This is a genomic window from Ruminococcus sp. RTP21198st1_G1_RTP21198_201120 (assembly GCF_040924265.1).
GTDB classification, from domain to species: domain Bacteria; phylum Bacillota; class Clostridia; order Oscillospirales; family Ruminococcaceae; genus Hominimerdicola; species Hominimerdicola aceti.
On record NZ_JBCOMH010000011.1, the window covers coordinates 94611 to 107671 of the forward strand.

Consider the following 13061-nt stretch of genomic DNA (forward strand, 5'->3'; position numbering starts at 1 on the left):
AACCTATTGCAAAAGTCAAATGTTTATGATATAATAAAATAAATTATTATGTGGCGGCATAAGAAATAAGCTTGTGATCCTGCCACGATCAAGAGGAGTTGTTTTCTGTGATAAAGTTTCGCAACCATATAGGGACTATAGGTATATCCACCGGATATCTCAGACAGCTTATCTCGGATACTGCCGAAAGCTGTTTCGGCGTGGCAGGACTTAACGCCTATGGTGCAAAACAGGGCGTTTCTGCAATGCTAAAGAAAGAGAACACCACAAAGGGCGTTATAATCCGTCAGGACGGGGACGAGCTTATCGTTGACCTGCACATCACTGTGAACTACGGCATAAATGTCGGAGCTATCGTTGACAGCATCATTCACAAGGTAAATTATGTTCTGACAGAGCAGGCAGGGGTCAACGTTAAATCTGTGAACGTTTACGTTGACGAAATGAAAGGCTGAACGTCCTAGGATATCTATAACAGTATAGGAGGAAAACTATAGTGATAAACGGAGGCTTGCTGCGTGACGCTGTCATAAGTGCCGCACACAGCATATCTAACAAGAAAAAATCAGTTGACGAGCTTAACGTGTTCCCAGTACCTGACGGAGATACAGGAACTAATATGTCAATGACTATAACAAATTCCGTAGCAGAGCTTGAAAATCTCAGCGACGATACAGACTGCTCAGTTGTGGCAAGCACAACAGCTTCTGCACTTCTTAGAGGTGCAAGAGGAAACTCAGGCGTTATACTTTCGCTTATTTTCAGAGGCTTTGCAAAAGGACTTGCAGGCAAAAAGGAAATGGGTGCGAATGAGCTTGTGGAGTCGCTGGAACAGGGCGTTTCAGGAGCATACAAGAGCGTAATGAAGCCTACAGAGGGAACTATCCTGACAGTTGCAAGAGAGTCTGCGGAGAAAGCAAGAGAAATGCTCCACTCCACAAACGATCCTATTATTATAATGGAGGAAGTTTGCAAACAGGCTGAACTTTCACTGAACGAAACACCAAAGCTTCTCCCTGCTCTTGCCAAGGCAGGCGTTGTTGACGCAGGCGGCAAGGGACTTCTCATTATCTTTGAAGCAATGAGAGATGTATTCAAGGGTGGCGAAATAGTAAAGGCTGATGCTCCTGCACAGAAACAACAGGTAACAGTCGACACATTTGCGGCTACTGTTGGTCAGTATGACTGTGAGATACACTTCACATACTGCACTGAAATGATAATCACAAAGAAAGCTGACGCTGACGATTCATCAAAGCTGAGAGCTTATCTTGAAACCATAGGTGACTGCGTTGTAGTTGTCGAGGACGATGAGATAATAAAGGTACACGTTCATACCAACGACCCTGGTAAGGCTATCCAGAAGGGTCTTGAATTTGGCTACATCAATCTGCCAAAGATAGAAAATATGAAGCTCCAGCACAAGGCCAGACAGAAAGAAGCAAAACAGGAGTTCGTTCCTGCAAAGCCTGAAAAGCAGTACGGCTTTGTTGCAGTTGCGGCAGGAAACGGCATTGAATCAATGTTCAGAGATATCGGCGTTGACTGCATCGTTAAGGGCGGACAGACCATGAACCCTTCCACTGAGGATATACTTGCGGCAATAATGTCATGCCCCGCTGAAACGGTTTTCGTTCTGCCAAACAACAAGAACATCATCATGGCGGCTGAGCAGGCTGTTAAGCTTGCAGACAGAAAGGTATGCGTGCTTCAGACAAGGACTATACCGCAGGGAATGTCAGCAATGCTGGCATTTGACCCTGACGCTGATTTCAATACGAACCGCATTGAAATGACCAATGCACTTGAAAGAGTTGCCACAGGTCAGGTAACATTTGCGGCAAGGGATTCTGACTATGAGGGTCACGCTATCAAGCAGGGCGAGATACTCTGCATTGAAAACGGCAAGCTGAGCTTTGTGGAAAAGGACGTTTCAAAGGCAGCTTACAAGCTCACAAAGAAGCTTGTTAAGGGTGACAGCTCATTCATCACGATCCTTTACGGCTCAGACGTTACAGACGAGGCGGCTGAGGCACTGCAAAAGCAGGTAGCTGCGAAGTTCTCAAATCTTGATGTAAACCTTATAAACGGCGGTCAGCCTGTTTACTACTACATCATTTCTGTAGAATAAGATAACAAGGCGGACGGCATTGAGCTGTCCGCTTTTTTGTACAATGGAGAAATTTTTATGAGTGATATAACAAAGGTTCAGTGCAGGAAATGCCTGTTGGAGGATATGGACGAAAATGATTTTCTCCGTGATATGCGTTCGCACATTGCGGCATATCCTGCGGACAAGAAAGTATCAGAGGAAGAGTATCGTCAGCGTTTGGCGTTTTGCAAGGATTGTGAAAAGCTTGTGGACGGAATGTGCGTTTTATGCGGCTGTTATGTTGAGCTGAGGGCGTTGAAGATAGGTATGCGTTGTGCGGATATAAACAAGAAGTGGTAAAGGCATACTGTTCATTCAGGCAAGTTCCTTCCACCGCAAAATCGCTACGCTCTTTGCGGGTTTTACTTTGTTTATTTGGATAGAAAAAGCGGTGCAGAGATTTGTTCTCCGACACCGCTTTATTGTTTCTTTTACTGTTGTGTGCTTTTTTTACTTTTCTGCACCGCTTAGTCGGCTGTCGCCGAATGAGGCTCTGCCTCATACTCCGCAGGGGCTTTGCCCCTTGACCCCACAAGCCCTCTAACGCCGGGCTTGAGCCTGCGTTTTATCTCTCGCTACGCTCGGTGTTGGGGGCACAACTTTGGTCAGCTATGCCCATTCCTCACTCCTCACTTACTCCGCCATTGCTTCTTCCATTTCCTTTACAAGCTCTCCGAACATTGCAAGTGCCTCATTGATAGGCTGAGTTGTTGCCATATCTACACCTGCACCCTTAAGCAATGAGATAGGGTCAGTTGAGCAGCCACCTTTCAGGAATCCTATATAGTCCTTTACCGCAGGTTCGCCATACTTCAATATCCTCTGTGAAAGTGCGATAGCCGCAGAATAGCCTGTTGCATACTGATAAACATAATAGTCATAATAGAAGTGAGGTATCCTTGCCCACTCCAATTTTATCTCATCATCAAGCACTATTCCGTCACCGAAATAAAGCTTGTTTAGCTCGCCGTAAAGCTCGTTCAGTCCTTCGACTGTCAGACTCTCCCCTGCCGCTACCATTTCATTTATTTTCAGCTCAAACTCTGCGAACATTGTCTGGCGGTAAAGTGTGGTACGGAACTGTTCAAGGAAGTAATTTATAAGATACGCTCTCTGCTTTTTATCCTCGGTGTTTTTCAGCAGATACTGCATAAGAAGGGCTTCGTTGCAAGTTGAGGCTACCTCTGCCACAAAGATAACGTAATCTGAATATACCACAGGCTGATTTTTATTTGAAAGATACGAGTGGATAGCGTGACCCATTTCGTGCGCCAGCGTGAACATACAGTTAAGTGTATCCTTATGATTGAGCAGCACATAAGGGTGAACTCTTGCACCTGCGGAATATGCTCCGCTTGTTTTGCCCTCGTTTTCGTAAACGTCTATCCAGCGGTTTTCAAAGCCCTTTTTGAGTATCGCAAGGTAATCCTCTCCCATAGGTGCAAGGGCTTTCAGGACAGTTTCCTTAGCCTCCTCAAAGGTTATCTTCATATCTGCGTCAGGAACAACAGGCGTATAAAGGTCATAGAAATGCAGCTCGTCAACGCCCAAAAGCTTCTTTCTCAGTGCAACATAATCGTACATATAGTGCATATTGTCATGGACGGCTTCAATAAGGTTTTTGTACACTGAAACAGGCACTTCTGTTCCGTCCAAAGCGGCTTCAAGGCTTGAATCATATCTTCTAGCCTTTGCATAGAAGTTCACCGCTTTTATCTGTGCCGACAGTGTTGCCGCACAGGTGTTCCTGAACTTATCGAAGGTGCTGTACATAGACTCGAAAGCCGACTTTCTCAGTACTCTGTCCTCGCTCTGCACCAGTGGGATATAGCTTCCGTGTGTGACCTGATGAGCCTTGCCGTCCTTATCCACAGCGTCAGGGAAACGCAGGTCAGCGTCAGAAAACATAGAGTATATATTTTCAGGGGACTGACCCATTTCGCCAGTCAGGGCAAGTATCTTCTCCTCAGCCTCAGAGAGGATATGAGCCTTTTTACGACGTAGCTTATCCAGCGCACGCTTATAAAGCTTCAACTCAGGCTTATCCTCATAGAATTCCTGAAGCTTATCCTCCTCGATAGAAATGATCTCAGGTGTTTCAAAGCTTCCTGCTGAGTTTACCGCAACATAAGCGTTCATAAGCTGACCGAGAAAGCCCTGATACTTTGCATTTGCAGTGTCCTCGTCAGAACGTCTTTGAGCATAGTTGCCAAGGCTGTCGCAAAGAACAGATATCTCGTCTGAAAGTTTCATAAAATCATAAAGCGTGTCAGCACTCTCGCTAAGTCTGCCCTTGAACGCCGCTATTCTCTCAGGCATAGCCTTCAGCTTCTGCAAGTCCTCCGCCCACTTTTCGTCAGTGGCATAAATATCCTCCAGTGCCCACTTGAACTGTTCAGGCACTTCACTTCTCTTAGGTATTCTTTCCTCGCTCATTTTCATGACCTCGTTTCTATAATAATAGGTATAGGCTTGTCTTGTGTGGTATTGCCTATAATTAATTTGCGTAACGCTGGTTACATTATACTCCATTGACGTACTTTTGTCAAATTAGGGCAGGTGAACTGTAAAATAATACACGATACAAATAAAAACACAACCAGCGGCATAAAGCTAGGTGCCAATCTCCTTTGCGAGCTTTATTGCCTGCTTTTTAAACTCTTCATCATATTGTTTTCCTGTTCCCATTGATGACACACTCCCTTGTTTTTATTATACTTTGATTGTTTTGTATGTGTCAAGTTTTATTATACAGGATTGCAACTATGATGCAGGAGATTCAGGGCTGATATAATCACAGCATAAAGAAAAGGGCAATGTCCTCCGTGAGTGGAAGGCATTGCCCTTTTTTCCTTTAGAAAAAATCAGTTCAATTGTTTTTGCAGTCATTGAAGGCGATACAGATCATCAAATAAAGTGTCTGCTTTGTACTGCTCCCTAAAACTATAATTTCATCATACGATACCCAATACCGATATGTGTTTGTATCAGCGCCTGACTGCTGTCACTAAGCTTTTTTCGCAGGGTAGCCATAAATACACGCAGGGAGGCTTCGCTGTTATCCGCAGGAGTTCCCCATACACTTTGGATAATGTACTTATGCGTCAGCACCTTGCCGACATTCTTGGCAAGCAGGCAAAGCAGCTTGTATTCTATCGGTGTCAAGTGAATTTCTTCATCATCAAGGTGAACACAGCCTGAAACATAGTCTATCCGTAATCTGCCATTGACAAACTCCGTGACCGAGATGTTTTCGGACTTCATAAGCCGCCTTTGTATCACCCTGAGCCTTGCGAGAAGTTCATCAACAGAGAAAGGCTTTGTCAGGTAATCATCTGCACCTTTGTCAAGGGCTGTTATCTTGTCCCTTTCCTCGCTCCTTGCACTGACTATGATGATAGGAACATCGCTCCAAGTGCGTATATGCTCTATCACCTCAACACCGTCAATATCAGGCAGTCCAAGGTCAAGTATGATAATATCAGGCTTATGCGAAGCGCTGAGCATGATCGCTTCATTGCCCCTGACAGCAGTAATAAAGCGATAGTCATTCATTTTAAGAGTAGTTGTAATAAGATTTCTGATAGGCTTGTCATCCTCCACCACCAGAACAAGATATTCATTCATTTAAATCGACCTCTCCTATTGGCAGAGTAAAGCTGACAACTGTACCGTTTGGTATGTTGTCGCTGACAGATATAGTACCGCCGTGTGAAGTAATAATTGACCTGCACAGTGCAAGCCCCAGCCCCAGACTTCTTCTGCTGTCTGAGGAACGGCTGCCGCCCGTATAGAACATATCAAATACCTTTTCTTTTTCTTCATCGGAGATACCAGAGCCGTGATCGGACACGGATATCACAACAGTATGCGCATTTTCTCGGCGCACACTGACGGTAACATCAGAATCCTCATCACTGTACTTAACAGCATTATCCAGAAGATTGACTATGACCTGTACGATAAGGTTCGCATCTGCCATAACGGGGATTATCTCGTCATACATATCAACGATGATATTTCGCTTTGGGTGAGTGCGTTTGGTGTGTCTGACAGCCTCCTGAACAATGTCATCAAGTATCTCTACCGAGATATTGAGCTGCATTCTGCCGTCCTCAATTCGTGTAGCGTATAAAAGATTTTCCACCATTTCGATAAGCCACATTGATTCGGAATAAATATCCGTGTATATCTGCTGACGTGCTGATTCATCAAGCGTATCGCCGCCGGAAATGAGCGTACTGGCATTGCCTGATATGGAGGTCAGCGGTGTTCTGAGATCATGGGATATGGAACGGAGCATATCAGCTCTAAGCTGTTCATTCTGCGCCAGAAGTGCCGCCTCCTCCTTTTCACGGGCATTCTGCTCAGCGATCAGGATATTGCGTTTCAGCTTATTGGCAAGCGTTCCTGCAATGAACGCTGTAATAAACATCGTCACAAATGTGACAAGATAGCCTGCATCGTGAACTGAAAGAGAAAACTCAGGATAGGTGAAGAAGCAGTTGAAAAGCATCACTCCTACTAATGATGATATCAGGCAGAAATACATCTTTGATGTAAAAATGGATATCACAAGCACAGCAATAATATACAGCATGATAATGTCCGCATCGGCAAGTTGAAAGGCTTTGAATGCGTATCCGGCAAGTGTTGCGGCTGTCAGCACCACAATACATATAGCGGAGTCTTTGAACACAGAAAATGCTTTAGAACTTTTTATAGAATTAGCAGTCATAAGGATCACCCTTGTTATTATAACATATCACTTTTGTGTTCGTCAACATCATCTTCTGACAGGTCGTGTTCACGTCTGCTCTTTTGTATCTCCTCGATGAATTCATCTACTTTTTTTCATAATATAAAAACCGTAGAGAAACATTGCTCATACAGACAGTGCAAGCAGAACATCTCTCACACGATCATCTCCTAGATTCTGAAACACTTCTGGATATCCCGAACCTCACCTATGACAAATGCGATGTCATCAGTTTCAATTACAGTGTCCGGTGAAGGGATAAATACCTCTTCTCCGCGTTTGATCGTCAGAATATTGATCTTGAATTTCTTTCGTATATCAATCTGTGAAAGCGACTTTCCGAACCAGTCCTTCGGTACTTTCAGTTCGTAGATCGAGTAATTGTTATCCAGATGAATAAAGTCGAGTATGCTGTCTGATGCATATTTTGTAGCGATGCGAAGTGCCATCTGCTTCTCAGGATAGACAACCTCATCGGCTCCGTTTTTAAGCAGGAATTTCATTTGTACATCATTTGTCGCACGGGATATGACTTTCTTTGCCCCCAGCTCCTTGAGCAAAGACGTTGTTTCCAGAGAAGACTGAAACCGGCTGCCGAGTGCAACGATACAAACATCATAGTTTCCTACACCAAGCGAACGGAGAAATTCCTCATTGGTGCTGTCACCGATCCTTGCGTTGGTCACATAAGGCAGGATATCGTTGATATGCTTCTCATTTTCATCTACTGCCATGACCTCACACCGAAGCTCCTCCATGCGTCTGGCAATATGACTGCCGAATTGACCTACTCCGATAATTAAAACTGTTTTCATATATAAGACTCCTTATCCTACAGATATTTTTTCAAGCGGTAAGCGTGAATTCTGGCTGTCCGCCGACGGCAGAGCTGCATAAATGAGTGTCAGTCCGCCGACTCTCCCGAAAAACATAAGTATCATCAGTATCACACGGGATACAGCAGACAGACCGCTTGTAATGCCGAGTGACAGCCCTACAGTACCGATAGCTGAGCTTGTTTCAAACAGACAGGTCAGCAGCGGTAGATTTTCCACTCTGCTGATAATGACACCGCTTGTAAAGAACAATACAAGATACATAAACAAAACAGCGCCTGCACTGCGGACAGTTTCGTCTGATATTCTTCTTTTGAAACACTGCACATCATTTCTGCGGCTAAACACTGTGATCGCAGAAAGGAACAGAACAGCAAAAGTCGCTGTTTTCATACCGCCCGCGGTGGAACCTGGAGAACCACCTATAAGCATAAGAATGATCATAATGGCTGTACCTGATTCATCCATAGCAGCGAGATCAGTTGTGTTAAAGCCTGCGGTTCGTGTTGTGACAGACTGAAACAGTGAATGGATCGTCCGGTCATGGATAGTCCCATGGTCATATTCAAAAAAGAAGAAATACAGCGCAGGCAGAACGATCAAGACAGCAGATGTCATCAGTACGACCTTGCTTTGCAGAGAGTAGCGCCTGATCCTGTGCTTGTGTGTTCCGATATCGCCCCAGACGAGAAAGCCGATGCCTCCCGTAATAATTAGCAGCATAATGATGATATTGAGATAGATGTTGCTGTGGTAAAAGGTCAGCGATGAGAACGGTTCTTTTATGCCTAACAGATCAAAGCCTGCATTGCAAAAAGCCGATATGCTGTGAAACAAGGAATACCACAGTCCCTTAGCGATACCAAGATCATTGCAGAAAACGGGTGCAAGCAAAGCCGCACCGATCATCTCTATGATAAGTGATGTTTTAAGGATAAAGCCTGTCAGCTTCACAATACCGCCTACCTGCGGTGCGGAGATGGATTCCTGCATCGTACTGCGCTGCCACAGACCGATTTTCCGCCCTGATGCTCTAATGATCGCAAGCCCGACGGTGATAACGCCCATACCTCCGATCTGAATTAGCATCAGAATGACCACCTGCCCAAACAGAGACCAGTATGTAGCAGTATCCTTTACAACAAGCCCAGTCACACAGGTAGCTGAAACGGCTGTGAACATTGCATCAGGGAATGAAGTCACACACCGCTGCCTTGATGAGATCGGCAGCATCAGAAGCAGCGTGCCTACCAGAATTAGGCAAAAGAAGCTGATAATGATGACCCGAAATGAAGTCATATGAGTTCTGTTTTTTACTCTATTTTTATGTAACATCGTACACCTCTCGTTCAAATTATAGCTTTATTATATCACATGAGCGGTTAAAGTGCTGTTAAGATTACGGTTACGGCGTTAAGATTTCGTTAAGGCACAATATTGATGTGTGCCGCTTGCCCGTAGTCTATTAGAACACCTGCAAACCGTTCCACACAAGTCCGTATCATCATTATGGCGCGCGCCACAATGACAGCATACCCTTTTTGAAACTGAATAACCTGAGATTTGCTCACACAAGTACTTCTCAGGTCTTTTCTTTTCAGGCGGTTAGTTTTCCGCTCGGCAGGCTCGGACGGCTCTGAGGGGCGTTTCCGTTCGTCTGAAAGCACTGTCAAGCCGAGGTCATCGCCAATGCTCTTGGTGGTGAAGCAGAGACAGAAGAGAATGAGGACACTAATAAAAAAAACAGGCTCTTGATACAAGAACCCGTTTTCATGGTGCCGGTGACCGGGGTCGAACCGGTACGGTATCGCTACCATCGGATTTTGAGTCCGACACGTCTGCCAATTCCATCACACCGGCACATAACATTATGATTATAGCACACTTTTTTCATTTTGTCAAGCAAACTGCAAGTAAATTCTGCATTTACTGGTTTGTATATTTTCAACATAAAACACATTTGACGACTCTTGACTTTTGGAGAATTTTATGATATAATTAAAAACAAGGCAGTAAAGAAATTATTTTCTCCGTCATCGGCAATTACGGAACTGCTGCCGCAAAATAATCGGGAGGGATCTATCGTGAATATAAATGAAATGACAGTGCTTATATGCGACGATTCTATGTTCGCTCGCAAAAAGCTCAGTATGTCTATTTCTGGATTTGGAGTAAAAGCCGTTTATGAAGCAGCCGACGGTGAGGAGGCTGTCAGCAAATATAAGGAGTTCAAGCCTGACGTGGTTTTCATGGATATCATCATGCCAAAGGTAACAGGTATTGAAGCCCTCAAACAGATAATAGCAGAAGACCCTGACGCTAAGGTGATAATGGCTTCTTCTGTTGGTACTCAGAGCCATTTGAAAGACGCTCTTAAGTCGGGAGCTGTGGACTTTTTGCAGAAACCTATAGCTGATAATGACGCTCTTAATGTCCTTGAGAACGTTGCAAAGGGGGTACTGTAAATGTTTGCGCAGTTTTTTGGAGGCTACCTCTTTAACCATAAGCTTTGTACCGCTGAGGATCTTACTCAGGCTTTCGAGGCTAAAAAGCATACAAGACTTCGCCTTGGCGTTCTCGCTATAAACGCTGGTCTTATGACAGCCGAGCAGGTGGAGCACGTCAATATCACTCAGCAGAGTGTCGATAAACGTTTTGGCGACCTTGCCGTGGAGCTTGGCTATGTTACCGCTGACGACGTTGAAAAGCTTCTCGCTCAGCAGCCTACAGATTACCTTCTCCTGGGTCAGACCCTTGTTAATAACGGTGCTCTTACCAATGCTGAGTTTGAAAAGGCACTTAAAGACTATAAGGCTGAAAATCAGATAACCGACGATATTTCAGACAATCAAACAGAAACTCTACATAACCTTATCAATGAGTTCTATCATTTTGACAATGATGAAAATGCTCGTATCTGTACTGATTATGTTACTTTGCTTTTCAAAAATCTTATCAGATTTATCGGTGACGATTTCACTCCTATGGAAGCGTCAGTTATAAAGAATTTTGCAGCAGAACATATCGTTATCCAAAAAATAAATGGAAAGTATAACGCTGAGGCTTGCATTGCCACAGATTCAAAGACATATATGGCTTTCGCTGAGAGGTTTGCCAAAGAGAGCTTCACGGAGGTCGATGACTTTGTAAACGCTACAGCAGGCGAATTTCTGAACGTAAACGACGGTCTGTTCGTTGTAAATGAGTCAAACGAGCATGGCGTTGAACTTACACTCACACCGCAGGAATTTTTGGAAAATGGTGAGCTTGCCCTGTCAGGCACTGCATTCTGTATCCCGGTGAACTATCCGTTTGGCAAGCTGAATTTCATCATTGCCACCTGATATAATTTTACAAGCACATAATATCCGCCGCTGTCCAGCTTTGTTCAGCGGCGTTGATGTTCTTTGCCTTTTTTTATAACTTTTTTTCAAAAACACTTGAAATTTCATTGGAAGTATGTTATAATAGTAAGGTAACAAAAGTTAGATTGATATGATTCAGTTATTGTTCCTCATCAATCCGAGATATAGGTGTGCGGGTCCTGTGCAATGAAACGCTGTGAACCATGTCAGGCGGGGAACCGAGCAGCATTAAGCGGTTTGTTTCGTGTGTCACAGTTCCGCCCGCACGCCCATATGTCGGATTGATTTTTTTATTTTCTTGATTGGAGTGAGAGTTTTGTATCAGGCATTGTACAGAAAATGGCGTCCAATGTCATTTGACGATGTTGTTTCACAACCGCATATTACAACTACTCTCAAAAATCAGATAAAAAGCGGCAAGACCGCCCACGCCTATCTTTTCACAGGCTCGAGAGGTACGGGAAAGACCACCTGCGCAAGAATTTTTGCAAAGGCTATCAATTGCCTTGACCCACATGACGGTGAGCCATGCCTTGAATGTGAGATATGCAAAGACGCTGACAACGGCACTCTTTCCGATATTATCGAGATTGACGCTGCTTCAAATTCTAAAGTAGACGATATCAGAGAACTGCGTGAAGGCGTTGTCTATACTCCTGAAAGATGTAAATATAAGGTATATATCATAGACGAGGTGCATATGCTTTCCGCCGGCGCATTCAACGCCCTGCTGAAAACTATGGAAGAACCTCCTCCGCATGTCAAGTTTATTCTTGCCACTACGGAGATACATAAAGTTCCTGCAACTATCGTGTCGAGATGCCAGCATTTCGACTTCCACAGGATAAGAAACGAGGATATCGTTTCAAGGCTTATGTATATTGCTTCTCAGGAGGGCTTTACCCTCCACGAAGATGCCGCAGGCATGATAGCAAGGCTTTCTGACGGTGGTATGCGTGACGCACTTTCCCTTTTAGACCAGTGCGTTGCCTATGAAAATGACATCACCCTTGACGTTGTTTCCTCAGCTTCCGGCATTGCAGGACGTGATTATCTTTTTGATATTCTCGAAAAGATAGCCGAAAAGGACGCCGCAGGCGCACTCAGAGTCGTTGACAAGCTTTATGATATGTCAAAAGATCTGAAAGTCTTGGCAGGTGAACTGCTCGCTCAGATGAGAAATGTCATGATAATCAAAACTATCGACAACAACAAGGATCTTATAACTTGTCTGCCTGACGAGTATGAAAGACTTAAAGCCCTTGCAGAACGCATGAAGCTGGACGAGATACTCGGGGATATAAATACTTTGCAGGAGTGCAGCGAGCGTTTTGCAAAAAGCACATCAAAGCGTATCGAGCTTGAAATGTGTATCATAAAGCTGTGCGGAGCTGCTCAAAAAGCAGGTGCAACTGTGCAGGCTGTATCAGGCAATGCTGAGATCACGGTGCTTCTTAATAGAATAACTCAGCTTGAGAATGCACTAAAAAATGGTGCCGTTTTGCAGACTCAACCGCAGATCGCCACTCCAGTTCAGCAGGAACAAGCTCCACCACCAAAGCCTTTAGACCCGGATTTCAAGAAAATGAAAGCAAGCGACTTCAAGCTTGTGCAGACTTGGGACAACATTGTGGAGCAGGTCAAGCAGACAAATCCTGCCATAGGCTGTTTCTTAGTCAATTCAAAGGCTTATATGTGTCAGAATGTGTTGCTTATGATAGTACACAATGACTTTTATCTCAAAAAGTTCAAAGCAAGCGGCGATGCTACGGTGCTTAATGAGATACTGAAAAATAATTTCGGACAAAACTTCACTATCAAAGTCAAATCAGCCAAAAATGTCGCACCTGAGGATACGGAAAATCCTATAAATCAGTTGCTTGACAAAGCGAAAAAACTTGATATTGAAGTTGATATAAAAAAATAATTTTGAATATAAGGAGTTTTTA

At 44.2% G+C, this 13061-nt stretch carries 11 protein-coding genes, 1 tRNA gene and 1 other RNA gene; 7 read left to right on the forward strand and 6 right to left on the reverse strand.

Annotation, left to right across the window (positions count from 1 at the left end; all coding sequences use genetic code 11):
• Positions 1-107: 107 nt before the first annotated feature.
• Genes AB5627_RS08745 through AB5627_RS08755 form a run of 3 tightly spaced genes read left to right on the forward strand, consistent with a single transcriptional unit; the run spans position 108 to position 2452 of the window.
• Positions 108-455, forward strand: a complete 348-nt coding sequence (locus AB5627_RS08745) for an Asp23/Gls24 family envelope stress response protein (RefSeq protein WP_022288646.1) — start codon at positions 108-110, stop codon at positions 453-455.
• Positions 456-496: 41 nt separating this feature from the next.
• On the forward strand, positions 497-2131 hold the full coding sequence (locus tag AB5627_RS08750) for a DAK2 domain-containing protein (RefSeq protein ID WP_022288647.1): 1635 nt from the start codon (positions 497-499) through the stop codon (positions 2129-2131).
• Positions 2132-2188: 57 nt separating this feature from the next.
• Entirely contained in the window at positions 2189-2452 is a 264-nt protein-coding gene (locus tag AB5627_RS08755; RefSeq protein ID WP_022288648.1) for a DUF6171 family protein, read from the forward strand.
• A gap of 333 nt (positions 2453-2785) precedes the next feature.
• On the opposite strand, the gene pepF is transcribed toward AB5627_RS08755, so the two are convergent.
• From pepF to AB5627_RS08785, 6 genes are all read right to left on the reverse strand, one after another.
• The gene (pepF, locus tag AB5627_RS08760; RefSeq protein ID WP_368369799.1) at positions 2786-4588 is read right to left on the reverse strand and encodes an oligoendopeptidase F; all 1803 of its coding nucleotides are present in this window, start codon (positions 4586-4588) and stop codon (positions 2786-2788) included.
• 507 nt (positions 4589-5095) lie between these two features.
• On the reverse strand, positions 5096-5779 hold the full coding sequence (locus tag AB5627_RS08765) for a response regulator (RefSeq protein WP_022288650.1): 684 nt from the start codon (positions 5777-5779) through the stop codon (positions 5096-5098).
• A complete protein-coding gene (locus tag AB5627_RS08770) occupies positions 5772-6890 on the reverse strand; it encodes an ATP-binding protein (RefSeq protein WP_022288651.1) in 1119 nt (372 codons plus the stop codon). The genes AB5627_RS08765 and AB5627_RS08770 overlap by 8 nt, the downstream gene beginning before the upstream one ends.
• Before the next feature lie 191 nt (positions 6891-7081).
• Positions 7082-7726, reverse strand: a complete 645-nt coding sequence (locus tag AB5627_RS08775; RefSeq protein WP_022288652.1) for a TrkA family potassium uptake protein — start codon at positions 7724-7726, stop codon at positions 7082-7084.
• 12 nt (positions 7727-7738) lie between these two features.
• Positions 7739-9082 carry a TrkH family potassium uptake protein gene (locus AB5627_RS08780; RefSeq protein ID WP_278945744.1) on the reverse strand — a complete coding sequence of 448 codons (1344 nt, stop codon included), beginning with the start codon at positions 9080-9082 and terminating at the stop codon, positions 7739-7741.
• A 438-nt stretch (positions 9083-9520) separates the two neighbouring features.
• Positions 9521-9607, reverse strand: a tRNA-Leu gene (locus AB5627_RS08785).
• A gap of 224 nt (positions 9608-9831) precedes the next feature.
• On the opposite strand from AB5627_RS08785, the gene AB5627_RS08790 reads away from it, so the two are divergent.
• The 4 genes from AB5627_RS08790 (at position 9832) to dnaX (ending at position 13039) form a co-directional block, all read left to right on the forward strand.
• Positions 9832-10212, forward strand: a complete 381-nt coding sequence (locus AB5627_RS08790; protein WP_022288654.1) for a response regulator — start codon at positions 9832-9834, stop codon at positions 10210-10212.
• Positions 10213-11091 carry a chemotaxis protein CheX gene (locus AB5627_RS08795; RefSeq protein WP_022288655.1) on the forward strand — a complete coding sequence of 293 codons (879 nt, stop codon included), beginning with the start codon at positions 10213-10215 and terminating at the stop codon, positions 11089-11091. It abuts the gene before it with no gap.
• A gap of 191 nt (positions 11092-11282) precedes the next feature.
• Positions 11283-11382, forward strand: an RNA gene (ffs, locus tag AB5627_RS08800) — signal recognition particle sRNA small type.
• A 37-nt stretch (positions 11383-11419) separates the two neighbouring features.
• Positions 11420-13039 (forward strand): DNA polymerase III subunit gamma/tau, encoded by a 1620-nt coding sequence (gene dnaX, locus AB5627_RS08805; protein WP_265290433.1) that lies wholly within the window; start codon positions 11420-11422, stop codon positions 13037-13039.
• Positions 13040-13061: the final 22 nt, after the last annotated feature.

Bases quoted from the DNA above. Each gene is read 5' to 3' on its own strand.
- AB5627_RS08765 (WP_022288650.1), bottom strand. From the start codon at position 5,779: ATGAATGAATATCTTGTTCTGGTGGTGGAGGATGACAAGCCTATCAGA.
- AB5627_RS08770 (WP_022288651.1), bottom strand. From the start codon at position 6,890: ATGACTGCTAATTCTATAAAAAGTTCTAAAGCATTTTCTGTGTTCAAA.
- AB5627_RS08780 (WP_278945744.1), bottom strand. From the start codon at position 9,082: ATGTTACATAAAAATAGAGTAAAAAACAGAACTCATATGACTTCATTT.
- AB5627_RS08755 (WP_022288648.1), top strand. From the start codon at position 2,189: ATGAGTGATATAACAAAGGTTCAGTGCAGGAAATGCCTGTTGGAGGAT.
- AB5627_RS08795 (WP_022288655.1), top strand. From the start codon at position 10,213: ATGTTTGCGCAGTTTTTTGGAGGCTACCTCTTTAACCATAAGCTTTGT.
- pepF (WP_368369799.1), bottom strand. From the start codon at position 4,588: ATGAGCGAGGAAAGAATACCTAAGAGAAGTGAAGTGCCTGAACAGTTC.
- AB5627_RS08775 (WP_022288652.1), bottom strand. From the start codon at position 7,726: ATGAAAACAGTTTTAATTATCGGAGTAGGTCAATTCGGCAGTCATATT.